Annotated in this window: 23 protein-coding genes; 9 read left to right on the top strand and 14 right to left on the bottom strand. The window is 60.5% G+C overall.

Annotated elements, in window-relative coordinates; all coding sequences use genetic code 11:
* Nucleotides 1–15: 15 nt before the first annotated feature.
* Both BLU71_RS05435 and BLU71_RS05440 read left to right on the top strand, forming a co-directional pair.
* Nucleotides 16–1,236: a putative DNA modification/repair radical SAM protein gene (locus BLU71_RS05435; protein WP_042609293.1), complete on the top strand. Its 1,221-nt coding sequence runs from the start codon at nt 16–18 to the stop codon at nt 1,234–1,236.
* Complete coding sequence (locus BLU71_RS05440) at nt 1,233–2,135, top strand: TIGR03915 family putative DNA repair protein (protein ID WP_083352487.1); 903 nt, start codon at nt 1,233–1,235, stop codon at nt 2,133–2,135. The genes BLU71_RS05435 and BLU71_RS05440 overlap by 4 nt, the downstream gene beginning before the upstream one ends.
* A gap of 135 nt (nt 2,136–2,270) precedes the next feature.
* Here BLU71_RS05440 and BLU71_RS05445 read toward each other — a convergent pair whose 3' ends face one another.
* The 5 genes from BLU71_RS05445 to BLU71_RS05465 form a co-directional block, all read right to left on the bottom strand.
* Complete coding sequence (locus BLU71_RS05445) at nt 2,271–3,290, bottom strand: branched-chain amino acid aminotransferase (RefSeq protein ID WP_008086978.1); 1,020 nt, start codon at nt 3,288–3,290, stop codon at nt 2,271–2,273.
* A gap of 234 nt (nt 3,291–3,524) precedes the next feature.
* Nucleotides 3,525–4,898 (bottom strand): dihydrolipoyl dehydrogenase, encoded by a 1,374-nt coding sequence (gene lpdA, locus BLU71_RS05450; RefSeq protein ID WP_083352488.1) that lies wholly within the window; start codon nt 4,896–4,898, stop codon nt 3,525–3,527.
* Between the two features lie 7 nt (nt 4,899–4,905).
* Nucleotides 4,906–6,177, bottom strand: a complete 1,272-nt coding sequence (locus tag BLU71_RS05455; protein WP_064363571.1) for a dihydrolipoamide acetyltransferase family protein — start codon at nt 6,175–6,177, stop codon at nt 4,906–4,908.
* Complete coding sequence (locus tag BLU71_RS05460; protein WP_003224000.1) at nt 6,178–7,236, bottom strand: alpha-ketoacid dehydrogenase subunit beta; 1,059 nt, start codon at nt 7,234–7,236, stop codon at nt 6,178–6,180.
* Nucleotide 7,237: 1 nt separating this feature from the next.
* Nucleotides 7,238–8,473: a 3-methyl-2-oxobutanoate dehydrogenase (2-methylpropanoyl-transferring) subunit alpha gene (locus BLU71_RS05465; RefSeq protein ID WP_083352489.1), complete on the bottom strand. Its 1,236-nt coding sequence runs from the start codon at nt 8,471–8,473 to the stop codon at nt 7,238–7,240.
* A gap of 185 nt (nt 8,474–8,658) precedes the next feature.
* On the opposite strand from BLU71_RS05465, the gene bkdR reads away from it, so the two are divergent.
* Complete coding sequence (bkdR, locus tag BLU71_RS05475) at nt 8,659–9,147, top strand: Bkd operon transcriptional regulator BkdR (protein ID WP_039762201.1); 489 nt, start codon at nt 8,659–8,661, stop codon at nt 9,145–9,147.
* Nucleotides 9,148–9,234: 87 nt separating this feature from the next.
* Here the strand turns inward: bkdR and BLU71_RS05480 are convergent, their stop codons facing one another.
* Nucleotides 9,235–10,098 carry an MBL fold metallo-hydrolase gene (locus BLU71_RS05480; RefSeq protein ID WP_083352491.1) on the bottom strand — a complete coding sequence of 288 codons (864 nt, stop codon included), beginning with the start codon at nt 10,096–10,098 and terminating at the stop codon, nt 9,235–9,237.
* Nucleotides 10,099–10,190: 92 nt separating this feature from the next.
* On the opposite strand from BLU71_RS05480, the gene BLU71_RS05485 reads away from it, so the two are divergent.
* From BLU71_RS05485 to BLU71_RS05495, 3 genes are all read left to right on the top strand, one after another.
* Nucleotides 10,191–10,532 carry an ArsR/SmtB family transcription factor gene (locus tag BLU71_RS05485; RefSeq protein WP_083352492.1) on the top strand — a complete coding sequence of 114 codons (342 nt, stop codon included), beginning with the start codon at nt 10,191–10,193 and terminating at the stop codon, nt 10,530–10,532.
* 163 nt (nt 10,533–10,695) lie between these two features.
* Nucleotides 10,696–11,940: an NAD(P)/FAD-dependent oxidoreductase gene (locus tag BLU71_RS05490; protein WP_064363567.1), complete on the top strand. Its 1,245-nt coding sequence runs from the start codon at nt 10,696–10,698 to the stop codon at nt 11,938–11,940.
* Between the two features lie 9 nt (nt 11,941–11,949).
* The gene (locus BLU71_RS05495) at nt 11,950–12,750 is read left to right on the top strand and encodes a sulfite exporter TauE/SafE family protein (RefSeq protein ID WP_064363566.1); all 801 of its coding nucleotides are present in this window, start codon (nt 11,950–11,952) and stop codon (nt 12,748–12,750) included.
* 113 nt (nt 12,751–12,863) lie between these two features.
* Here BLU71_RS05495 and BLU71_RS05500 read toward each other — a convergent pair whose 3' ends face one another.
* From BLU71_RS05500 to BLU71_RS05525, 6 genes are all read right to left on the bottom strand, one after another.
* A complete protein-coding gene (locus BLU71_RS05500) occupies nt 12,864–14,144 on the bottom strand; it encodes a TRAP transporter large permease (RefSeq protein ID WP_042609302.1) in 1,281 nt (426 codons plus the stop codon).
* Nucleotides 14,144–14,671 carry a TRAP transporter small permease gene (locus tag BLU71_RS05505; RefSeq protein ID WP_065616079.1) on the bottom strand — a complete coding sequence of 176 codons (528 nt, stop codon included), beginning with the start codon at nt 14,669–14,671 and terminating at the stop codon, nt 14,144–14,146. Before BLU71_RS05505 ends, BLU71_RS05500 begins: the two co-directional genes overlap by 1 nt.
* A 76-nt stretch (nt 14,672–14,747) precedes the next feature.
* On the bottom strand, nt 14,748–15,719 hold the full coding sequence (locus tag BLU71_RS05510; protein ID WP_083352493.1) for a TRAP transporter substrate-binding protein: 972 nt from the start codon (nt 15,717–15,719) through the stop codon (nt 14,748–14,750).
* Between the two features lie 60 nt (nt 15,720–15,779).
* Nucleotides 15,780–16,673: an SMP-30/gluconolactonase/LRE family protein gene (locus tag BLU71_RS05515; RefSeq protein ID WP_083352494.1), complete on the bottom strand. Its 894-nt coding sequence runs from the start codon at nt 16,671–16,673 to the stop codon at nt 15,780–15,782.
* 44 nt (nt 16,674–16,717) lie between these two features.
* Nucleotides 16,718–17,542 (bottom strand): NAD-dependent epimerase/dehydratase family protein, encoded by an 825-nt coding sequence (locus tag BLU71_RS05520; protein ID WP_083352495.1) that lies wholly within the window; start codon nt 17,540–17,542, stop codon nt 16,718–16,720.
* 275 nt (nt 17,543–17,817) lie between these two features.
* The gene (locus BLU71_RS05525) at nt 17,818–19,113 is read right to left on the bottom strand and encodes an OprD family porin (protein ID WP_064363563.1); all 1,296 of its coding nucleotides are present in this window, start codon (nt 19,111–19,113) and stop codon (nt 17,818–17,820) included.
* 309 nt (nt 19,114–19,422) lie between these two features.
* Between BLU71_RS05525 and BLU71_RS05530 the strand changes: the two genes are divergently transcribed.
* The gene (locus BLU71_RS05530) at nt 19,423–21,078 is read left to right on the top strand and encodes an MFS transporter (RefSeq protein WP_042609308.1); all 1,656 of its coding nucleotides are present in this window, start codon (nt 19,423–19,425) and stop codon (nt 21,076–21,078) included.
* Nucleotides 21,075–22,217, top strand: coding sequence for an HlyD family secretion protein (locus BLU71_RS05535; protein ID WP_083352496.1), 1,143 nt, complete (start codon nt 21,075–21,077; stop codon nt 22,215–22,217). Before BLU71_RS05530 ends, BLU71_RS05535 begins: the two co-directional genes overlap by 4 nt.
* A gap of 125 nt (nt 22,218–22,342) precedes the next feature.
* Here BLU71_RS05535 and BLU71_RS05540 read toward each other — a convergent pair whose 3' ends face one another.
* A complete protein-coding gene (locus tag BLU71_RS05540; protein ID WP_064363697.1) occupies nt 22,343–22,537 on the bottom strand; it encodes a hypothetical protein in 195 nt (64 codons plus the stop codon).
* A 107-nt stretch (nt 22,538–22,644) separates the two neighbouring features.
* Here BLU71_RS05540 and thpR point away from each other — a divergent pair, with 107 nt between their 5' ends.
* Complete coding sequence (gene thpR, locus BLU71_RS05545; RefSeq protein WP_083352497.1) at nt 22,645–23,184, top strand: RNA 2',3'-cyclic phosphodiesterase; 540 nt, start codon at nt 22,645–22,647, stop codon at nt 23,182–23,184.
* Nucleotides 23,185–23,436: 252 nt separating this feature from the next.
* Here thpR and BLU71_RS05550 read toward each other — a convergent pair whose 3' ends face one another.
* The gene (locus BLU71_RS05550) at nt 23,437–24,534 is read right to left on the bottom strand and encodes a polyamine ABC transporter substrate-binding protein (protein WP_083352498.1); all 1,098 of its coding nucleotides are present in this window, start codon (nt 24,532–24,534) and stop codon (nt 23,437–23,439) included.
* Nucleotides 24,535–24,680 lie beyond the last annotated feature (146 nt).

A 24,680-nucleotide genomic window follows, 5' to 3' on the forward strand; every position in this document is an offset into this window, starting at 1 on the left:
TAAAGAGTCCGTGCCATGCAAATCATCGACAAGCTCAGCATCCTCGCCGACGCCGCCAAGTACGACGCCTCCTGCGCCAGCAGCGGTGCGCCCAAGCGTAGCTCCGAGGGCAAGAGCGGGCTCGGTTCGACGGACGGCATGGGCATTTGCCACAGCTATACGCCGGACGGGCGCTGTGTGTCGTTGTTGAAGATTTTGCTGACCAACTTCTGTCTTTACGATTGCCAGTATTGTGTCAATCGCCGTTCCAGCGATGTGCCGCGTGCGCGCTTCACCCCTGAAGAAGTCGTCACGCTGACCATGGATTTCTACCGGCGCAACTGTGTCAGCGGTCTGTTTCTCAGCTCCGGGATCATTCGCTCGGCCGACTACACCATGGAGCAACTGGTGCGGGTGGCGAAGTTGCTCCGTGAAGAGCACGAGTTTCGCGGCTATATCCATCTCAAGACCATTCCGGAAGCCGATCCTGCCTTGATCGAGGAAGCGGGGCGGTACGCTGATCGCCTGAGCGTCAACATTGAATTGCCTACCGATGCCAGCCTGCAAACTCTGGCGCCGGAGAAAGACATCACTTCGATCAAACAAGCGATGAACACCATCTACACTGGCGTGCAGACCGTATTGAACGAGCCGCGCTCGGCCAGGTTCGCACCGGCCGGGCAAAGTACCCAACTGATCGTCGGTGCCGATGACACCGATGACAGCACCATCCTCCACAGCGCCCAATCGCTGTATGGCAACTTCAGCCTGCGGCGGGTCTATTATTCGGCGTTCAGCCCGATCCCTGACAGTCCGAAAAGCGTACCGCTCGCCGCGCCGCCGCTGATGCGCGAGCATCGCCTGTATCAGGCCGATTTCCTCCTGCGCAGCTACGGCTATCGCGCGGACGAACTGCTCAAAGGCCCGGGAAACCTGGCGCTCGACATCGATCCCAAGCTGGCCTGGGCCTTGGAGAATCGCGAGGTGTTCCCGCTGGACCTGAACCATGCCGACGCGTCGCTGATCGCGCGTATTCCCGGCATCGGCTTGCGCACCACCGAACGCCTGGTCGAGCTGCGTCGTCAGCGACGGATCCGTTACGAAGACGTGGCGCGAATGCGTTGTGTGCTGGCCAAGGCCAAGCCGTTCATCATCACCAGTGACTATCACCCGCAGCAGGCGGAAGTCACCAGCCACATGCTCTATCAGCAATTGCGCGACCGGCCGATGCCGCAGCAGATGGGGTTGTGGGGATGATCAGTCTGGATTGTGACGATCTGTTCGACACCTGGCGCCAGCAGGCGCGCTGGTTGCTCAGTCATGAAGTCGATCCGAGTCTGGTGAGCTGGGCGGCGGAAGGAGTGGGCGATCTGTTTGCCAGTGATGAACAGGTGCCCGAAGGCCAGGGGCCGTTTCAGGCGCGTATTCCGCGCGCGCTGCTCGACACCCTCGAACAGGCGGCGCGCTATCGCGGCGAGCAACGCTGGAGCCTGTTGTATGAAGTGCTATGGCGCGTCAGCCATGGCGACCGCACGGCGATGATGGCCGGCGACAAGCTTGGCAGTGAGTTGCAGCGACGCATCAAGCAGGTCAGCCGCGAGGCCCATCATCTGCATGCCTTTGTGCGTTTCATCGAGCGCCCAAAGGATCTGCCCGGGCCGCAATATGTGGCGTGGCACGAACCGGCGCATGACATTTTGCACAGCGCCAGCGAGCACTTCATCGGGCGAATGGGCCAGCATCGCTGGTTGATCGCCACGCCGCGCGACGGTGTGTATTACGACGGTGAGCAATTGATTCACGAGCGGCAGTGCCCGATCGAATGGCAGCAACTGGCGCAGAACGTCGACGACCCCCATGGCGATTTGTGGTTGACCTACTACAGCCACATCTTCAATCCGGCACGGTTGAATCCGAAGGTCATGCAAGGGCATCTGCCAGTGCGGTTCTGGAAGAATCTGCCGGAGGGTGAGTTGATCCCGGGATTGATTACCCAGGCGCGAATGGGCAAGCAGCAGAATGGGCAGGCGAGCGGGATTTCGAGTCGCTCGGGCAAACGCATTGCCGCCAAAAATCAAAAGCAAGCCCTCACCCCAGCCCTCTCCCAGAGGGAGAGGGGGCCGACCGAGGTGTTCTCCCGTCCTACACCGACTTGAAAGTTCGCGTCGAACTCGGGTTTTGAAAAGCACAAAAGATCTCCAGCCTTACACAAACAAAACCAACAACCACAATCAAAAAAGCCCCCCACCAATCACTCGGTGGAGGGCTTTTGAGCATCCGCAGTCGTCAGATCAAACCTTGACGATCCAGCCCGCAGGCGCTTCGATGTCGCCGGTCTGCACGCCAGTCAGCTCTTTGTAGAGCTTCTGGGTCACCGGGCCCACCTCGGTTTCGCTGTGGAACACATGCAGGTGATCGTTATAGCTGATGCCGCCAATCGGCGTGATCACCGCAGCGGTACCGCAGGCACCGGCTTCCTTGAAGTCCGACAGCTTGTCGATCAGCACGTCGCCTTCAACCACTTCCAGACCCAGGCGCGATTTCGCCAGTTCGATCAGCGACAGGCGGGTGATGCCTGGTAGCACCGACGGCGAGTTCGGGGTGATGAACTTGTTGTCGTGGGTGATCCCGAAGAAGTTGGCCGAACCGACTTCCTCGATCTTGGTGTGGGTCATCGGATCGAGGTAGATCGCGTCAGCGAAGTTGGCTTTCTTGGCTTTCGAGCCCGGCATCAGGCTGGCGGCATAGTTGCCACCGACCTTGGCCGCGCCGGTCCCTTGTGGGGCCGCGCGGTCGTAGCTGGAGATCTGGAAGTTGTGCGGAGTCAGGCCGCCCTTGAAGTAGGCGCCGACCGGAATGCAGAAGATCGAGAAGATGAACTCGGGCGCGGTGCGCACGCCGATGTTGTCACCCACGCCGATCACGAACGGACGCAGGTACAGCGCGCCGCCGGTGCCGTACGGCGGGATGAAACGCTCGTTGGCGCGAACCACGGCTTTGCAGGCTTCGATGAACTGCTCGGTGTCGACCGTCGGCATCAGCAGGCGCGCGCAGCTGCGTTGCATGCGCAGGGCGTTCTGGTCCGGACGGAACAGGTTGATCGAACCGTCCTTGCAGCGATAGGCCTTCATGCCTTCGAAGCACTGCTGACCATAGTGAAGGGCGGTGGAGCCTTCGCTGATGTGCAGGACGTTATCTTCGGTCAGGGTGCCTTTGTCCCACTCGCCATCGCGAAAGTACGACAGATAGCGCTTGTCGGTCTTGATGTAGTCAAAACCCAGCTTGTCCCAATTGATGCTTTCGTTACCCATGACACCCTCTATCACTGAACAACCGCCGAAACGGTTCAAGGCTTCTGACGTTTTTTTGGATGGGCACAACAATACTTCATTCTTGAGCGGTTTCGCAGCCCGGACTATCGGATGAGCGACAGATAGACCGCGTCAGCCTCAGGAATTCGCGAGCAGGCTCGCTCCTACAGGGGAATGCATTCCAGAATGTAGGAGTGAGCCTGCTCGCGATGGGGCCATCAATTCCACCAACGCTTACAGGTGCAGCGCATGCCCCAACGCACGCAACGCCGCTTCCTGCACCGCCTCACCCAGGGTCGGATGGGCATGGATGGTGCCGCCGATGTCTTCCAGCCGCGCGCCCATTTCCAGGCTTTGCGCAAATGCCGTCGACAATTCCGACACGCCAACGCCCACCGCTTGCCAGCCGACAATCACATGGTTGTCGCGACGCGCGACCACACGCACGAAGCCGCTCTTCGATTCCAGGGTCATCGCCCGACCATTGGCAGCGAACGGAAAGCTGGAAACAATGCAGTCCAGCCCGGCTACGGCGGCTTCGTCGGGGGTCTTGCCGACTACCACCAGTTCCGGGTCGGTAAAGCACACGGCGGCGATCGCGGTCGGATTGAATTCACGGCTTTTGCCGCTGATCAGCTCGGCAACCATCTCGCCCTGGGCCATGGCGCGGTGAGCGAGCATCGGTTCGCCGCTCACGTCGCCAATGGCGTAGACGTTGCGCATGCTGGTCTGGCAGCGGCTGTCGATCCTGATGGCCGAACCGTTCATGTCCAGATTCAGCGCTTCGAGATTGAAGCCCTGGGTGTTGGGCCTGCGACCGACCGCGACCAGCACCTGATCGGTTTCCAGATTCAGGGTTTCGCCTTGCGGATCGCGCACCTGCAACGTGCCGTCGAAACCCAGCACGCTGTGTTTCAGATACAGCTTCACGCCCAGTTGCTTCAATGCGTCATGCACCGGTTGCGTCAGTTCAGCATCGTAAGCGGGCAAGATACGGTCCTGCGCTTCTACCACACTGACCTCGGCGCCGAGCTTGCGATAAGCGATGCCCAGCTCCAGACCGATGTAACCGCCGCCGACCACGATCAGGCGTTTCGGTACAGACGTCGGCGCCAGCGCTTCGGTGGAGGAGATGATCGGCCCGCCAATCGGCAGGATCGGCAGGTTGACGCTGGTCGAACCGGTGGCCAGCACCAGATGCTCACACTGAATGCGCGTATCGCCGACTTCCACGGTTTTGCCGTCGATGATTTTCGCCCAGCCGTTGACGACCTGAACCTTGTTCTTCTTCAGCAGCGCAGCGACGCCGGTGGTCAGGCGATCAACGATACCGTCCTTCCACTCGACGCTTTTGCTGATGTCGAGGGTCGGCGCGGAAACATTGATGCCCAACGCCGAATGCTGGCTGTGATGCTGCGTCTGATGAAACTGCTCAGCCACATGAATCAGCGCCTTCGACGGAATGCAGCCGACGTTCAGGCAGGTACCGCCCAACGACTGGCCTTCGACCAGAATGGTCGGAATGCCCAGTTGCCCGGCGCGGATCGCCGTAACGTAACCGCCGGGGCCGCCGCCGATGATCAGCAGCGTAGTGTTCAGAGATTGCATGCGCGCCTTACTCCACAAACAAAGTGGCAGGTTGTTCGAGCAAGCCACGAATGGCCTGGATGAAGAGTGCCGCGTCCATGCCATCGACCACGCGGTGATCGAACGAGCTGGAGAGGTTCATCATCTTGCGGATCACCACTTGGCCTTTGACCACCATGGGCCGCTCGACGATTTTGTTCACACCGACGATGGCCACTTCCGGCAGGTTCAGCACCGGCGTGCTGACAATACCGCCCAATGCGCCGAGACTGGTCAGGGTGATGGTCGAACCGGACAGCTCATCGCGGCTGGCCTTGCCATTGCGCGCGGCGTTGGCCAAACGTGAAATCTCCGTGGCACTGTCCCACAGGCTGCGGGCTTCGGCGTGACGCACAACCGGCACCATCAAGCCAACATCGCTTTGTGTGGCGACACCGACATGTACCGCTCCGAGGCGAGTGATGACCTGAGCTTCGTCGTCATAACGGGCGTTCATCTGCGGGAAGTCGCGCAGGGCCACAACCAGAGCGCGGACGAGGAACGGCAGCAAGGTCAACTTGCCACGGCTGGTGCCGTGCTTCTCATTCAGATGAGCGCGCAGTTCTTCGATCGCGGTGACGTCGATTTCCTCGACGTAGCTGAAGTGCGCGGCACGTTGCGTGGCGTCCTGCATGCGCTGAGCAATCTTGCGGCGCATGCCGATGACTTGAATCTGTTCTTCGTCATTACGTTGAGCGTACGCGGCGGCAACGGGTGCCGAAGCGTTCGACTGACCTTGCGCCAGATAGGCCTCAAGGTCTTCGTGCAGCACACGACCGGCCGGGCCGGAGCCGCGCACCAGACGCAATTGAATACCCAGATCCAGCGCATGTTTGCGCACGGCGGGCGATGCGAGGGGGCGTTCGTCTGCTTCGCGAGCAACCATCGGGCCTTGGCAAACAGGCGCAGGGCGCGGCGCGGCTGCAGCAGGTTTGCTCTCAACAACAACGGCTTCAACTTTCGGCGTGACAGGCTCTTTATCGACAACAGGTGCGGCGGACTCTTTAAGATTGCCAGCCCCCTCGACCTCGATGCTGATCAGCACACTGCCGACTGCCATCACTTCACCCGGCTGACCGCCGAGGGCAATGACTTTGCCATGTACTGGCGACGGGATATCGACCATCGCCTTGTCGGTCATCACGTCCGCCAGCACCTGATCTTCTACGACCAGGTCGCCAACCTTGACGTGCCACTGCGACAGTTCTACTTCTGCGATGCCTTCGCCGATGTCCGGCATCTTGATAACGTGCGTGCCCATTCAGACCTCCATGACCCGTTTCAACGCCGCGCCCACTCGGGACGGCCCTGGGAAATACGCCCACTCCTGCGCGTGCGGGTAGGGGGTGTCCCAACCGGTGACGCGCTCGATCGGCGCTTCCAGGTGATGGAAGCAATGCTCTTGCACCAACGACACCAGCTCGGCGCCGAAACCGCAGGTGCGCGTGGCTTCGTGAACCACCACGCAGCGACCGGTTTTCTTCACCGACTTGACGATGGTTTCCAGATCCAGCGGCCACAGGCTGCGCAGGTCGATGACTTCGGCATCGACGCCGGACTCTTCGGCAGCCACTTGCGAGACATAAACGGTGGTGCCATAGGTCAGCACCGTCACGTCCTTGCCCGGACGAGTGATCGCGGCAACGTCCAGCGGCACGGTGTAGTAACCGTCCGGCACCTGGGCTTGCGGGTGTTTCGACCACGGGGTTACCGGGCGGTCGTGGTGGCCGTCGAACGGGCCGTTGTACAGGCGTTTCGGCTCAAGGAAGATCACCGGGTCATCGTTTTCGATGGAGGCGATCAGCAGGCCTTTGGCGTCATACGGGTTGGACGGCATCACCGTACGCAGACCGCAGACCTGAGTGAACATCGCCTCGATGCTCTGGCTGTGAGTCTGGCCGCCATAGATGCCGCCGCCGCAGGGCATGCGCAGGGTCATCGGTGCGGTGAACTCGCCGGCCGAGCGATAACGCAGACGCGCCGCTTCGGAAATGATCTGGTCGGAGGCAGGGTAGACGTAGTCGGCGAACTGGATTTCGGCGACCGGACGCAGTCCGTAGGCGCCCATGCCGACAGCCACGCCGACGATGCCGCTTTCCGAAATCGGCGCGTCGAACACCCGCGAGGTGCCGTACTTGGTCTGCAGGCCTTCGGTGCAGCGGAACACGCCGCCGAAGTAACCGACGTCCTGCCCGAAGACGACGACGTTGTCATCGCGCTCAAGCATCACATCCATGGCCGAGCGCAGGGCCTGGATCATGGTCATGGTGGTCGTGGTCATGGCGGTTTCCAACTGAATATTGTTGTTGTGATCGTTCATGTCAGATCCCCAACTGCTGACGCTGGCGCTTCAAGTGCTCCGGCATCTCTTTGTAGACGTCTTCGAACATGGTCGCGGCGCTCGGGATCTGGCCGCCGGCGAGGGTGCCGTACTGTTCGGCCTGTTTCTGCGCGGCAATCACTTCGGCTTCGAGTTCGGCGCTGACGGCGGCGTGTTCTTCCTCCGACCAGTGGCCGGCCTTGATCAGGTGCTGTTTCAGACGCGCGATCGGATCGCCAAGGGGGAAGTGGCTCCAGTCATCGGCAGGGCGGTATTTGGAGGGATCGTCGGAGGTCGAGTGCGGGCCGGCGCGGTAGGTGACCCATTCGATCATGGTCGGGCCGAGGTTGCGTCGGGCGCGTTCGGCAGCCCAGGCGGAAGCCGCGTAGACCGCGTAGAAATCATTGCCATCGACCCGCAGCGAGGCGATGCCGCAACCGACGCCGCGCCCGGCGAAGGTGGTGGCTTCACCGCCAGCGATAGCCTGGAAGGTCGAGATCGCCCACTGGTTGTTCACGACGTTGAGGATCACCGGCGCGCGATAGACGTGAGCGAAGGTGAGGGCGGTGTGGAAGTCCGATTCGGCGGTGGCGCCGTCACCGATCCACGCCGAGGCGATTTTGGTATCGCCCTTGATCGCCGAGGCCATGCCCCAGCCGACGCCCTGAATGAACTGGGTGGCGAGGTTGCCGGAAATGGTGAAGAACCCGGCGTCCTTGACCGAGTACATGATCGGCAACTGGCGGCCCTTGAGCGGATCGCGCTCGTTGGACAGCAACTGGCAGATCAGGTCGACCAGCGGCACATCGCGCGCCATGAGGATGCTTTGCTGGCGGTAGGTCGGGAAGCACATGTCGTCGATGTTCAGCGCCAGAGCCTGAGCGCTGCCGATGGCTTCCTCGCCAAGGCTCTGCATGTAGAACGACATCTTTTTCTGCCGCTGGGCGACGACCATGCGGTTGTCGTAGATGCGCGTCTTGAGCATCGCGCGCATGCCTTTGCGCAGGATCTCGACCGGCACGTTATCAGCCCATGGGCCGAGGGCGTTGCCCTGGTCGTCGAGCACGCGAATCAGGCCACGGGCGAGGTCGGCGGTGTCAGCAGGTTCTACATCGACAGGAGGTTTGCGCACCGTACCGGCATCGGTCAGATGCAGGTAGGAAAAATCGGTTTTGCAGCCGGGACGGCCCGAGGGTTCAGGGACGTGCAGGCGCAGCGGTTCATACGCTTGGGTCATGGCTTCTACGCTCGATCTTGTGAATTTCTTGTAGTGAGCTGGCAGTCATTCCTGGATAGAGGAAATCTTGTCCTACAACAATCATAGGCGCGGGCAAGAAGAATATTTCTCTGTGTTTCGTTGCGCTGGCGGCCATTTGCAGATAGAAATTCTGCATAAACATAAAAAACAGGTGGTTTTGTCTCATGCGCAAACTGGACCGTACCGACATCGGCATTCTCAATAGCCTTCAGGAGAACGCGCGCATCACCAATGCCGACCTCGCCCGCTCGGTGAATCTTTCACCGACGCCATGCTTCAACCGGGTCAAGGCGATGGAGGAACTGGGCCTGATTCGCGAACAGGTCACGCTGCTGGATGCTGACCTGCTGGGGCTGCACGTGAACGTGTTCATTCACGTCAGCCTGGAGAAACAGGTGGAGGAGGCGCTGCAGCATTTCGAGGAAGCGATCTCTGATCGGCCGGAGGTGATGGAGTGTTATCTGATGGCGGGCGACCCGGACTACCTGATCCGCGTGCTGGTGCCAAGCATCCAGTCGCTGGAGCGCTTCATGATGGATTTTCTGACCAAGGTTCCCGGCGTGGCGAATATTCGTTCGAGCTTTGCGCTGAAGCAGGTGCGTTATAAGACCGCGTTGCCGTTGCCGGCTAATGGATTGACGTTGGGAACCTGAAGATCAAAATATCGCAGCCTTCGGCAGCTCCTACATTTGCACCGTATTCCAAATGTAGGAGCTGCCGCAGGCTGCGATATTTTGACGTTAAAGTTTGTTGAGCGGGATCTTCAGGTAAACCACGCCGTTGTCTTCCGCCGTTGGCATATTCCCCGCCCGCACGTTCACCTGAATCGCCGGCAGCAATAACGTCGGCATGCCCAATCCGGCATCACGCTGGGTACGCATCTCGACGAACGCGGCTTCATCGATCCCGTCATGCACATGAATATTGCTTTTGCGCTGTTCGCCGACTGTGGTCTGGCACTGCGAAGCGCGCCCTTCAGGCGGGTAATCGTGACACACGTAAAGCTTCACGCTGGCCGGAAAAGCCAGCAACTTCTGGATCGACCTGAACAATTGCTGGGCATTGCCACCGGGGAAATCACAGCGCGCGGTGCCGACGTCGGGCATGAACAGCGTGTCGCCAACGAGGATCTGCTCGCCGTCGATCACGTAAGCCATGTCCGCTGGGGTATGGCCGGGGACGTGCAGGGCGGTGGCCTTGAGGTTGCCGATCATGAACGACTCGTTCGGCGCAAACAGGTGATCGAACTGCGAGCCGTCGATACGAAATTCCGGCTCGAGGTTGAACAGCGCCTTGAACACATTCTGCACCTTGCTGATCGATTCGCCGATGGCGATCTTGCCGCCCAGCTCGCGACGCAAGTACGGCGCAGCGGACAGGTGATCGGCATGGGCGTGGGTTTCCAGCAGCCATTGCACCTGCAGCCGGTGCGCACGGACGAAGGCGATGATCCTGTCCGCCTGCTCGGTGCCGGTGCGCCCGGCGGCGCCGTCGTAATCGAGCACCGGGTCAACGATTGCGCAGTGTCCGCCGTCGGCTTCATAGACCACGTAGCTGTAGGTCGAAGAGGCGGGGTCGAGGAACGCTTCAATCAGGGCGGGCATGGCAAAAACCTGTGCTGGGGAATTTCGGGTTGCAACACTTTATGTAAAAACATAATGTTCGCAGCTTAAGTGACCTTCAAGGCCTCGTGCAAATGCAATCCAGTCTGACCGAATGTGAAGTCGCCCAACTGCGTGCCTCGGCCTCCAAAGCCTGCGCGCTGCTCAAGGCCCTGGCCAATGAGGATCGCCTGCTGATTCTCTGTCAACTGACCCAGGGCGAACGCAATGTCGGCGAACTGGAAACCATGACCGGCGTACGCCAGCCGACGCTGTCCCAGCAACTGGGCATTTTGCGTGACGAAGGGCTGGTCGCGACCCGCCGTGAAGGCAAGTACATTTTCTATGGCCTGGCCAGTCACGAAGTGATTCAGGTGATGAAGACTCTCTCGGGGCTCTATTGCGGAGCGGTACTCAAGAGCTGGGAACAGCAATAAATGCCAGCCCCCACACGCCCCTTGTAGGAGTGAGCCTGCTCGCGATAGCGGTGAAACAGTCAATGAAGATGTCGGCTGGTACACCGCTATCGCGAGCAGGCTCACTCCTACAGGTTTTGTGTGAAGGCTGAGAAATCCTTGCGTGCAGCAAAAGGAACAAGCAATGAACGATCAACACTGGGGCCCATCCATCAGTGCGGACATCGTGGTCATCGGCGGCGGGACGGCCGGCATCGGTTTTGTCGCCAGTCTGCTCAAGCGTGACCCGCACCTTAACGTCACAGTCATCGAGCCCAGTTCACAACACTACTACCAACCGGCCTGGACGCTGGTTGGCGGTGGCGCATTTGATGTGAAAGACACCGTCAGGCCGATGAGCAAAGTCATGCCGCGTCAGGCAACGTGGATTCAGGCGAGCGTCAGCGCCATTGACCCGGCTCAGCGTCAACTCACCCTCGATGATCAGCGCACCGTCAGCTACCAGAATCTGATCGTCTGTCCCGGCCTGCGCCTGGCCTGGGAGAGAATCGAAGGCTTGCAGGAAAGCCTCGGCCAGCACGGTGTCACCTCGAACTACAGCTACCAACATGCCCGGTACACCTGGGATCAAGTGCAGAAACTGCGCGATGGCCGGGCGCTGTTCACCCAGCCGGCGATGCCGATCAAATGCGCCGGCGCGCCACAAAAAGCCCTGTATCTCTCCTGCGATCACTGGCGCAAATCCGGGGTGCTGCGCAACATCAAGGTTGAATTCAACCTGGCCGGGGCCGCGCTGTTTGGCGTGCCGACCTTCGTCCCGCCGCTGATGAAGTACATCGAACAGTACAACGCGCAACTGGCCTTCAACTCCAATCTGGTCAAGGTCGACGGCCCGGCAAAAACCGCGTGGTTCGAGATCAAGGACGCCGACGGCAACGTCACCCGCGAGGCGAAAAGCTTCGATCTGCTCCACGTCGTGCCGCCGCAGGTTTCGCCGGACTTCATCGCGCAAAGCGCTCTGGCCGACGCCGCCGGCTGGTGCGAAGTCAACCCGCACAGCCTGCAACATCCGCGTTATCCCGAAGTGTTCGCACTCGGCGATATCTGCGGCACCAGCAACGCGAAAACTGCAGCGGCGGTGCGCAAGCAGATTGTCGTCGTTGCGCAAAACCTCCTGGCCGCGCGCAAACAACAGCCGCTGCCGCTGAAGTACGACGGCTACGGCTCGTGCCCGCTGACGGTGGAGAAGGGCAAGGTGATCCTTGCCGAGTTCGGCTATGCCGGCAAACTGCTGCCGACCTTCCCGCTCGACCCGACCGTGCCGCGGCGGTCGGCGTGGTGGCTGAAAGCGACGCTGCTGCCGTGGTTCTACTGGCACGGCATGCTCAAGGGCCGCGAGTGGCTAACGCGTCTGTCCAGGGTCGACTGAGAAAACCCTATGTTGCTGGCAAGTCTGTTTGGCGTGGTGATGGGGTTGGTGCTCGGTCTGACCGGCGCGGGCGGCGGGATTCTCGCGGTGCCGGCGCTGGTGCTCGGGCTTGGCTGGACGATGACGCAAGCGGCGCCGGTGGCCTTGTTTGCGGTCGGCAGCGCGGCAGCGGTCGGGGCAATCGATGGTTTGCGCCATGGCCTGGTCCGTTACCGCGCGGCGCTATTGATTGCGGCCCTGGGCGCGGTGTTTTCGCCGCTGGGAATCTACTTCGCGCATCAGTTGCCGGAGAAGGTTCTGATGATCCTGTTCAGCCTGCTGATGGTCATGGTTGCCTGGCGAATGTTCAGAAGAGACCGTCAGCAAGCGGGGCCGAGCGATCACGGGCATGCCAGTTGGGGCCAGAAGAACTGCATGCTCAACGAGCAGACCGGGCGCTTCGACTGGACCGCCAAATGCACCGCAACTCTCGCCGCACTGGGGGCGATTACCGGTGTGGTCTCGGGATTGCTTGGCGTCGGTGGCGGGTTCCTGATCGTGCCGGCGTTCAAGCAACTGACCGATGTGCAGATGCGTGGAATTGTTGCGACATCGTTGATGGTGATCAGTCTGATTTCAGCGATCGGGGTGATCGGCTCGTTGCATGCGGGCGTACGCATCGATAGCCAGGGCGCCGCGTTCATCGTCGCGAGCATCGTCGGCATGATCATCGGCCGCAGGCTGTGCGCACGGGTGCCGGCGCGGGCGTTGCAGGTGGGGTTTGCCAGTGTCTGTCTGGTGGTGGCAGCCTGCATGCTTTTTCGGACCTGAAACACTTCTGTGGCGAGGGAGCTTGCTCCCGCTGGACTGCGCAGCAGGCCCTTTTTTAAAGAGCGACCGCTGCGCGCCCGAGCGGGAGCAAACTCCCCGCCACAGTCACATTGTTACAACACCAGGTGCGGCAGCCACAGCGACAGAGCCGGAATGTAGGTGACCAGCATCAGCACCAGGAACAGCACGGCGTAGAACGGCAGCAGGGCTTTCACAGTGCTTTCAATACTGACCTTGCCGATGGCGGAGCCGACGAATAGCACCGCACCCACGGGCGGTGTTATCAATCCGATCCCCAGGTTGACCAGCATGATCATGCCGAACTGCACCGGATCGACGCCGATGTCCAGAATCACCGGCATCAGGATGGGCGTCAGGATCAGGATCAGTGGCGCCATGTCCATCACCGTGCCCAACAGCAGCAACATGACATTGATGCACATCAGGATCACGTAACGGTTGTCCGACAGGGTCAGGAACGCCGTGGTGATCTTCGCCGGAATCTGCATCAGGGTCATGATGTAGCCGAAGCTGGCGGCGAAGCCGATCAGGATCATCACGATCGAGATCGTCCGCACGGTGCGGTGCATCAGCTTGGGCAGTTCACGCCACTTGTAGTCGCGGTAGATGAACATGGTCACGAAGAACGACCACACCACGGCAATGGCGGCCGACTCGGTCGCGGTGAAGACCCCGGAGAGGATACCGCCGAGGATGATCACCATCGCCATCAGGCCCCAAAGGGCTTCGCCGACGATTTTCAGCGCCTGGCGCATCGGGATCACTTCGCCCTTGGGGTAGTTGCGCTTTTTCGCGAAGATCAGGCACAGCACCATCAGGCACGCGCTCATCAGCAAGCCCGGCACGATGCCCGCCATGAACAGCGAGGCGATCGAAACGGTACCGCCTGCGGCCAGCGAGTAGAGCACTGAGTTATGACTTGGCGGGGTCAGCAGGGCCTGCACCGAACCGCTGACGGTCACAGCGGTGGAGAAGTCGCGCGGATAACCCTTGCGCTCCATTTCCGGAATCAGCACCGAACCCACCGACGCGGTGTCGGCCACCGACGAACCGGAGATCGCACCGAAGAAGGTCGAGGCGACGATGTTGACCAGTGACAGGCCACCACGGACGAAACCCACCAGCACCCCGGCACACGCCACCAACCGCCGGGACATGCCGCCCTCGGCCATGATCGCGCCGGCGAGGACAAAGAACGGAATGGCCAGCAGTGAGAACTTGTTTACCCCGCCCGCGACTTGGATCATTACGGCCTGGAAGGGGATGTCGATCCACCACGCACCGATCAGCGCGGCGGCGCCGAGGGCGTAGGCGACCGGCATGCCGATCAGGATCAATACGATAAAACTGCCCAGCAGAATCAGAGCGTCCATTAAACGGCACCTTCGCTTTCTTCAACCAGATCGAACTGCACGACCCGACGCTTGCTCTGGTCACCGAAAAACAGTTTTTCCAGGACAAAAACCAGGGTCAGCAAACCGCCCACGGGAATCGGCAAATAGGTCACGCCCACCCGCAGGGTGGGCAGGGACGCCATGAACTGGTTCCAGGTGGACATGCACAACTTGAATCCCCAGATCGTCATGAAAATGCAGATCAGGGCCATCAGCAGTTGGGAAAAAATCGACGCGGCGCGGCGCAGATGCGGCGGCATGCGGTCGGTCACCATGGCCACGGCCATGTGCGCACCGGCGCGGTAGCTGGCAGCGGCGCCAATAAAGGTGAACACGATCATCAGCAGAATGGCCGTAGGCTCGGGCCAGCTCGAACCGGTACCCAGCACGTAGCGGGCAAACACGCCCCAGGGAATCATCAGGGAAACTGCCAGAACGGAAAGGCCGGCCACCCAGATGCAGGTCATGTAGATCTTGTCGTTGATACGCAGCAGCAAATTCTTCATCGGGTTTCACCGTAACCGGGCGCGCCTCGAACATCAGGCGCGCCGGGCCTTATTCATGAGTACGGAGCGGGAGGCGTTACTGAACGGCTTCGATTTTCTTGATCAGGTCGGCATACGGCGCACCGTACTTGGCCCGCACCGGTGCAGTGGCGTCGTAGAAGGGTTTTTTGTCGACCTTGATGAACTCGACGCCGGCGGCCTTGAGTTTTTCTTCACTGGCAGCGGACTTCTTGTCCCACAGCTCGCGCTCTTCAGCCTGGGCAGCCTTGGCGGCTTTCTTGACCAGTGTCTGTTGATCCGGAGTGAGTTTCTCCCAGGTGATTTTCGACATCACGATAGGCTCTGGCAGGATCAGGTGACCGGTCAGGCTGTAGAATTTGGCGTTCTGGAAGTGGTTGTGTTCGAGCAGGGTCGGCGGGTTGTTTTCCGCGCCGTCGATCACGCCGGTTTGCAGGGCGCTGAAGATCTCGCCGGTGTCCATGGCGATCCCGTTGGCTCCCATGGCGTTCATCATCTCGATGAACATCGGGTTGCCTTGCACACGAATTTTCATGCCCTTGAGGTCTTCGAGCTTGCGCACCGGTTTTTTGGTGTAGATGTTGCGCGTGCCGCCGTCCATCCAGGCCAGGGCCACCAGGCCGAATTCCGAGTTGGTGATCTTGTCGAGGATCTCATCGCCCACCGGCCCATCGATGACATTGCGCATGTGCTGGTGGTCTCGGAAGATGAACGGCATGTTGAAGACGTTCACGTCCGGTACGACAGGGCCGACGATCCCCAGGCTGACCCGGGACATCTGTATCGCGCCGACTTGCATCTGCTCGATGACTTCCTTTTCAGAACCCAGCACACCGCCCGGGAAGTACTTGAAAGTCAGCTCGCCGTTGGTCTCTTTGGTCAGCATTTTGCCCATGCTTTCTTCCGCCACCGTGGTTGGATAACCCTTGGGGTGGATGTCGGCGACTTTAAGTTCCAGTGCCTGAGCGGCGCTAGCGAGGGTAAAAATCAGCGGGAGTGCAGCGGCGAGCAAGGTGCGTTTGAAGTTCATGGGGGTGAGTCTCCAGTCTTGTTATTTTTGTGTTCAAGGCGCAGCGGTGCAGCAGAAGGTCTAAAGCAGATCGTTGAATTCAGGTTCGGCGAGGCCTTTGACGCCGGGCTTCAAGGCGAACACGCCGCCGGCCAGGGATTGCGGATCGAGGTCATCGCCGGGACGAATCGAGGCGACGAACAAGGTGTCCAGGTTGCTGCCGCCGAAAGCGCACATGGTCGGTTTTTTCACCGGCACTTCCAGCGAGAAATCGAGGCGACCGTCCGGGGCGAAACGGTGAATCAGGCCGGCGTCGTTGGCACAGATCCAGTAGCAACCTTCGGCATCCACGGCGGCGCCGTCGGGGCGGCCGGGGAAGTGGTTCATGTCGACGAAGATGCGGCGATTCGATGGCGTACCGGTTTCGGTGTCGTAATCGAACGCCCAGATCAGTTGCACGTTGGGATGCGAATCCGACAGGTACATGGTTTTGCCGTCAGGGCTGAAACCGAGGCCGTTGGGCACGATGAAGCCATCCAGCTGCGCTTCAACCACGCCAGCCTGCCCGGCGCCGAAGCGATACAGCCGGCCTTCAGACGCATTCAGGCCCATGTTCAAGACCATGCTGCCGGCCCAGAAACGCCCCTGGCGGTCGCAACGACCATCGTTAAGGCGCATGTCCGGGCGGCTGTGCTCGACGGTGGCGAGCAATTCGCTGTCGAGGCTGCCGTCGCTGTGCGCGTGCAGGCGAAAGAAACCGCTTTGCATACCAGCGACCCAGCCACCGCTGCGGTGGCGGGTGATGCAGGCGAGCATTTCCGGGGCTTTCCACGAAGCAACATGGCCAGTGTCGGCGCTCCAGCGTTGCAGCCCGCCGTTGGGAATATCCACCCAGTACAGCGCGTTTTCCTGCGGCACCCAGACCGGGCTTTCACCGACCGCGTTGCGGGCGTCGACGATCAATTCGGCTTGCATACTCATTCCCTTGGTTTTTATTGGAGGGGGATCAAGTCGAGCGATCAGTCGCCGAACGGGCCTGCTGCAACGAACGCGCCGCCCTGATAGATCCGCGCCGGATCGTCATCGGCCGGCATCGGCTGGGCTTCGACCTTGTCGCGGAACACTTCCGAGCTGTCCCTGGCTTCGAAACCGAGGTGGCTGGCGTAGCGGTTGTCCCACCAGACCTCCTTGTTGGCGGACATGCCGTAGACCACGGTGTGACCGACATTCGGTGTGTACAGCGCGCGTTCGAGCAGTTGCGTAAGGTCGTCGAAGCTCAGCCAGGTGTGCATCATCCGGCGGTTCTGCGGCTCGGGGAACGAGGAACCGATGCGGATGCTGACGGTTTCGATGCCATAGCGATCGAAGTAGAAACTCGCCATGTCTTCGCCGTAGGACTTGGAGAGGCCGTAGTAACCGTCAGGACGGCGCGGGGAAGTGGCGTCGAGGTTTTCGTCCTGCTTGTAGAAGCCGATGACGTGATTGGAGCTGGCGAAAATCACGCGTTTGACGCCATGGCGGCGCGCGGCTTCGTAAATGTGGAAGACGCCGCAGATGTTCGCACCGAGAATTTCTTCGAACGGCCGCTCGACCGAAACGCCGCCGAAATGCAGGATCGCATCGACGCCTTCGACCAGTTGATGCACGGCTTGTTTGTCGGCGAGGTCGCAGAGCACGATTTCTTCATGTTCATCGACGGCTGGGGCGAGGGCGGCGATATCGGACAGGCGCAGCACGTTGGCATAAGGGCGCAGGCGTTCGCGCAGGACTTTGCCCAGGCCTCCGGCGGCACCGGTCAGCAGCAGGCGATTGAAAGGTACGCGGGGGGTAGAAGTAGACGTCATGGCAATCCCTGGACACATTGTTATTAGGTTTGTTGTAGGTTGTCGTATGACTGCGCTGAAGTATCGGTAGGGTTTCCGGATCTTGTCAACGCGACTTTTGGTGTAGATGACGGAAGGCGGAAAGGTGTTTTTCCAGTTGCTTCGCCTTGAAATGCATTTCCTTGTAGGAGTGAGCCTGCTCGCGATAGCGGTGCATCAACTGACATTTGCTCTGACTGATATACCGCTATCGCGAGCAGGCTCACTCCTACAGGGGGTCGGTGTCGCCTTGGAAATTACAACAATGAAATCGGATAGCTGATGAAGATCCGGTTCTCGTCAAATTCGTTGGTGCTGAAATCCCGGCGGATGGTCGCATTGCGCCATTTCACGTTGAGGTTCTTCAGCGGGCCGCTCTGCACGGTGTAGGCCAGTTCCGATTCGCGGCCCCATTCCTTGCCGTCATTGGTGGTCGCGGTGTGCACGTTATCGCCGCTGATGTAGCGGTTCATCAGGGTCAGGCCAGGCACGCCCAGCGCCACAAAGTTGTAGTCGTGACGCAACTGCCAGGAGCGCTCCTTGGCGTTGTCATAACTGGCGTTGTAACTGTCGTTGGCCAGGGTGCCGCCGCTGGTGCCGTTGACGCGCATCCAGGCATCGTCGCCGGTGAGTTTCTGCAGGCCGACGTAGAAAGTGTGGCCGCCGTACTTGGCCGACAACAGGGCGAACGCGGTCTTGTTGTCGAGGTCGCCGGCCTGGGCGCTGCCGTCTTCCTTGCCGGTGAAGAAACCGAGGTTGGCGCCCAGCGTCCAATCGCCCATTGGCTGGCTGTGGCTGAGGTTGAAATACTGCTGCTGATAGATATCGGTCAGCTCGGCGTACCACACGCCGACCATGGTGCGTTTCTCGTTGAAGGTGTATTCGCCGCCGCCGAAGTTGAAGCGATCAGAGGTGAATGCACCGCGGCCGTTCATCGACATGTCTTCCATGCTCGCGTCGTTGCGCGGGCTGTTGCCACGGAACTGGCCGCCGTAAACGGTCAGGCCGTTGATCTCGGTGGACGTGATCTGGCCGCCGCGAAAGGTCTGCGGCAGGGAACGACCATCGTCGGAGCGCAGGATCGGCAGGACCGGCATCCATTCGCCGACCTTCAATTCGGTCTTCGAGACTTTGGCTTTCAGCGCCACGCCGAGCCGGCCGAAGTTGTCGGCCGGGCGCCCGTCATCGTGGATCGGCAACAGCTGCGTGCCGCCAGTGCCTTTGCCGCCATCGAGCTTCTGCGAGTACAGGCCAAGGATGTCGAGACCGAAGCCGACGGTGCCTTGGGTGAAGCCGGATTTGGCGTCGAGGATGAAGTTCTGCGTCCACTCTTCAGCCTTGCCCTGGGGATAGGCCGGGTTGACGAAGTTGCGGTTGAAGTAGGCGTTGCGCAGGTTAAGCGTGGCTTTGCTGTCTTCGAGAAAGCCTTCGGCATCGGCGCTCATTGGCAGGGCGAGGGCGAGGCTGCTGCAGCCGAGCAGGCTGAGGGTCGAACGCGGCTTGAAAGTGGCAAAACGTGGAGGGCGGACGGAATTGCGGGCGAGTGTGCTCACTGTGACGCTCCCTGATTCGTTTGTTGTTTTTATTATTTGTCATACGTCGTCGTACAACATCGCTGGGGATATTTCCCAGATTTTCGAGGATTGTCAACTGGAAGTTATACGATCACTCGTCCAGCCACGCATTCTCCACTGTAGGAGTGAGCCTGCTCGCGATAGCGGTGTGTCAGCGAAGAAAATGGCGAGTGATTCACCGTTATCGCGAGCAGGCTCACTCCTACAGGGTTTTTTGTTGTCCATGGAAAAGTGTGCTGCAAAGAAATATGCGGCAAACTTCCCTCACACCCAGCACCAGGCCGATCCATGGATAAGTACGCCCCGCGCAACTGGCAACCTCACGAAAAGCCCAGCCTGCCCGGTTCGCCGTCGACACCACTGCACTCCACGCCCAAGCGCCTGGCGTACGCGGCGGTCGGTGTGCTGGTGGCGGTGACTGGTGGGCTGGGGAATTCGCTGGTGGTCGCCAACCTGCCTTATCTGCAAGGCTCGCTCGGCGCGACCACTGCGGAAATGGCCTGGCTGCCGGCCGCCTATGTGATGACCAACGTATCGATGAACCTGCTGCTGGTGAAGTTTCGCCAGCAGTTCGGCTTGCGCGCGTTCACCGAAGTATTCCTGGTGCTCTATGCGCTGGTGACCTTCGGCCACCTGTTCGTCAACGATCTCAATTCTGCGGTGGCGGTGCGTGCCGCCCACGGCATGGTCGGCGCGGCGCTGAGTTCGCTGGGGTTGTATTACATGGTTCAGGCGTTCCCGGCGAAGTGGCGACTCAAAGCGCTGGTTCTCGGTCTTGGCACTTCGCAACTGGCGTTGCCGCTGGCGCGGCTGTTTTCCGAAGACTTGTTGCAGATCGCCGAGTGGCGCGGCCTCTACCTGTTCGAATTGGGCATGGCCCTGTTGTCACTCGGCTGTGTATTGCTGCTGAAGTTGCCGCCCGGTGACCGCTTCAAGACCTTTGAAAAACTCGACTTCCTGACCTTCGCCATCCTCGCCACCGGTGTGGCGTTGTTGTGCGCGGTGCTGTCGCTGGGGCGCATCGACTGGTGGCTGGAGGCCGACTGGATCGGCGTCGCGCTCGCCTGTTCGATTGCGCTGATCATCATGGGCCTGGCCATCGAACATAACCGCAGCAACCCGATGCTGATGACCCGCTGGCTGGGCAGCGGCACGATGATTCGTCTGGCGCTGGCGGTGACCCTGATCCGCATGGTCACCTCGGAGCAATCCACCGGTGCGGTCGGTTTCATGCAGAACCTCAACATGGGCTATGAGCAACTGCACAGCCTGTACGTGGTGATGCTGATCGGCAGCGTCGCCGGGCTTGCCACCAGCGCGCTGACCATTGACCCCAAACACTTGCTGATGCCGTTGATCATCTCGCTCGCACTGATGGCCACCGGTTCGGTGATGGACAGTTTTTCCAACAACCTGACCCGCCCGCAAAATCTCTACTTCAGCCAGTTCCTGCTGGCGTTCGGCAGTACGTTTTTTCTCGGCCCGACCATGGTGTTCGGGACGCGCAACGTGCTGACCAACCCGCGCAACCTGGTGAGTTTTTCCGTGCTGTTCGGGATCTGCAACAACCTCGGCGGGCTGCTCGGCGCGGCGTTGCTTGGCACGTTTCAGATCGTGCGGGAGAAGTACCATTCCAGCCACATCGTCGATCATCTGGTGATGTCCGATCCCTTGGTGGCCGCGCGCGTGCAGAGCGGCGGTTCAGCCTATGGCGGTTTGCTGGCCGACCCGAGCCTGCGCAATCTGGCCGGGATCCGCAGCCTCGCCAATGCAGCGACACGCGAAGCGAACGTGCTGGCCTATAACGATGTCTTCATGCTGATCGCGGTCATTGCCGTACTGACCATGATCTGGCTTTCGATTCGCGCGTTGTGGCTGATGAGTACCACCAAAGCCATTGAGCCGACACCTTCCGTACCATCAAGCGGCGCCATTTCTTCATGACCGAACCGACCACCACAACTACCAACGCCATTGCCGCCACGCCTGAAGGGGAGGCGCCGCCGTCGTCAGCCAATACCGAGCCGCGTTCGCTGCGGGTGCGGATCATTTCTTCGCTGGGCTTTGCGGCGATCGCCATCGTCGGCGTGCTGATCGTGCTCTATGCCTGGCAATTGCCGCCGTTCAGCAGCGCCGTGGAAACCACCGAAAACGCCTTGGTGCGCGGGCAGGTGACGATCATCGGCCCGCAGCTCAGCGGTTACGTGTTCGAGGTGCCGGTGCAGGACTTCCAGTACGTCAAGGCCGGGGATCTGCTGGTGCGACTGGATGACCGCATTTATCAGCAGCGCCTCGACCAGTCGCTGGCGCAACTGGCGGTGCAAAAGGCCGGGCTGGCCAACGTCGTGCAGCAGCGCAACAGCGCCGAGGCAACGATCAAATTGCGCCAGGCGGTGTTGGCCGACAGCCAGGCGCAGTTGCGCAAGAGCGAGGCCGATCTGCGGCGTAATCAGGAACTGGTGCGCGACGGTTCGGTGTCGAAACGCGAGTTCGACGTGACCCTCGCCGCCAATGCGCAGAGCACGGCGGCAGTGGCGCAGGCCAAGGCCAATCTGGAAATCGCCCGGCAGGACCTGCAAACGGTGATCGTCAATCGCGGCTCGCTGGAAGCTGCGGTGGCCAGCGCCGAAGCGGCGGTGCAACTGGCACGGATCGATCTATCGAACACGCGGATTGTCGCCCCGCGCGACGGCCAGCTCGGGCAGATCGGCGTGCGCCTCGGCGCCTACGTCAACTCCGGCGCGCAATTGATGGCATTGGTGCCGGATCAGAAATGGGTGATCGCCAACATGAAGGAAACCCAGATGGCCAACGTGCGTGTCGGGCAACCGGTGCGCTTCACCGTCGACGCCTTGAACCACCGCCGATTCACCGGCCATGTGCAGCATATTTCGCCGGGCACCGGTTCGGAATTTGCCTTGCTCCAGGCCGACAATGCCACTGGCAACTTCGTCAAGATCGCTCAGCGCGTGCCAGTGCGCATCACCATCGATCCCGATCAGCAGGAACAGGAACGGCTACGACCGGGCATGTCGGTGGTGGTGAGCATCGACACCGCAGCCGGCGACACCCAACCCCACTGATCAATGCATAACCCTGTGGGAGCGAGCCTGCTCGCGAAAGCGGTGTCTCAGATAAAGAAATGTTACTGATACGACGCTTTCGCGAGCTGGCTCGCTCCCACAGGATTAGTGCTCACGGGCTCTATTCACTCGGGCGAGGGGGTGACCCGGCAACTCTTGCGGTTGCGAATCTGCTCGTCGCTGGGTCGTTCGCGGACGAACTCGAAGCGCGGTTCGCCTTCGCTGTAATGCACCAGCCAGCCCCATTCCAGTTCGCTTTCGTTCTGCCCGGGTTGTGGTGGCCGGGCCCACCAGGGTTCTTTGCTGAGGATCTTGCGCATGGCAGCCTCCGGTTAATGGCAATCCATGAACTATAGCTTCCTGTCGCGAGTCGTCAGAACAGGCTGTGTAGAATCGGCGCGATCATGACGAACAAGGGGAGAGGGCAATGATTGATGGGGTGCGCAGGGATGAGCCGTCGAAGCGATTGTTTTTTGCTTTGGATTGCCCGCCAGCGCAGCGCAAGGCGATCGCCCAGTGGCGCGCGGAACTGGGCCTGCGAACCGGAAAACCGGTACCAGCGGACAACTTTCATCTGACCTTGCTGTTCCTCGGCGCGGTGCCGCTGGCGCAGATTCATGGCGTCTGCGAAGCCGCCGGCAGTGTGCGCACGCCGGGGGAAGCGTTGCGGATTTCGCTGGATCGCTTGCAGGTCTGGCATCGCGCCGGTGTCCTGTCATTGGCACCGGAGCAGGCGCCGCCGGGATTGTTGCGCCTGGTCTATGCGCTGGAGCAAGCGATGCTGCCGTTCGGTTTTGAAGAACCCACCCATGAGTTCCGCCCGCACCTGACCCTGGCTCGCGAATACCGTGCGCCGGAGCCGGAAGCGGGCACGCCGCCGGAGTTTTTCCTGCGCGCTGAACGCTTCGCCTTGTTCGAATCGCACAAGGGCCGCTATCGGGTGGTGCAGGACTGGCCGCTGATCTGAGCGACAAAAAAGGCGCCCGAAGGCGCCTGCACATTCACCCGGGCCGAGAGAGCCGGGTGAGGCCGTTCAGAGCAGGGGGCGGCGGTGGTAAGGCGCTGCGTGAACGGGAAACCTGTGATTCTGTCTGGCATAACGCCGAACCACTTTAGGAGTGAGCCTGCTCGCGATGACGTCAGCACATTCACTATCGAAGCTGGCTGAAACACCGCTATCGCGAGCAGGCTCACTCCTACATGTGGATCACTGGTGTGCTTATTTCCCGAGCTTCACCCGCGTCCAGCCGCGCGTCATGATGCGCTGTGTCGCAATTGGCTGATCCGGCACGGCATACAACGTCGCCATCACCGCTTGCGATGGATACGAGCCCGGTTCATTGCGGATCGCTTCGTCCACCAGTGGCGTGGCCGCTGCGTTGGCGTTGCTGTAGCCGATGCTGTTGGTGACTTCGGCGATGATGTCCGGGCGCATCAGGAAGTCCATGAACAGGTAGGCGTTGTCGACGTTCGCAGCGTCGCGCGGGATGGCGACCATGTCGTAGAAACTGCCGGCGCCTTCCTTGGGAATGCTGTAGTCGATCACCACCTTGTTGCCCGATTCCACCGCCCGGGCCTTGGCCTGCAGGACGTCGCCGGAATAGCCGACCGCTACGCAGATGTTGCCGTTGGCCAGATCGGAGATGTACTTAGAGGAATGGAAATACGCCACGTACGGGCGGATTTTCATGAACAGCGCTTCCGCCTCGGCGATGTGCGCCTTGTCCTTGTCGTTCACCGGATAGCCCAGGTAGTGCAGGGCGGCCGGGAGCATCTCGGTCGGCGAATCGAGAAAACTGATGCCGCAGGCTTTGAGTTTTTCCGCGTTCTGCGGTTTGAACAGCAAGTCCCAGGAGTTGGTCGGGGCGGTGGCGCCGAGCACTTCCTTGACCTTGGCCGGATTGAAGCCGATACCGATCGAGCCCCACATGTACGGGAACGCGTGCGCGTTGTCCGGATCACTGGCGGAGGCGTTTTTCAGCAGTACCGGGTTGAGATTCTTCCAGTTCGGCAGCTTCGATTTGTCCAGCGTCTGATAGACGCCGGCCTTGATCTGCTTGGCCAGAAAACTGTTGGACGGTACGACGATGTCGTAACCGGATTTGCCCGCCAGCAGGCGCGCCTCGAGGGTTTCGTTGCTGTCGAAGACGTCGTAGGTCACGCGAATACCGGTCTCGTCTTCGAACTTCTTCACGGTGTCCGGCGCGATGTAATCGGACCAGTTGTAAACACGCAGCACCTTGTCGTTGGCCTGGGCGCCCATGACCATTGCGCCCATTAAGGACAGTGTCAGCAGAGTCCTGCCAAGCATTTTCATCGGTACAACTCCCTTGTTCTTATTCAAAAAACCCAACACAAAACATGATGTACACAGAACCATTGTGGCGAGGAGCTTGCTCCCGCTGGGCTGCGAAGCGGCCGCAAAATCTTGTGAGCGCTGCGCACTCAAGCGGGAGCAAGCTC

Source organism: Pseudomonas moraviensis (assembly GCF_900105805.1).
GTDB classification, from domain to species: Bacteria; Pseudomonadota; Gammaproteobacteria; order Pseudomonadales; family Pseudomonadaceae; genus Aquipseudomonas; species Aquipseudomonas moraviensis_A.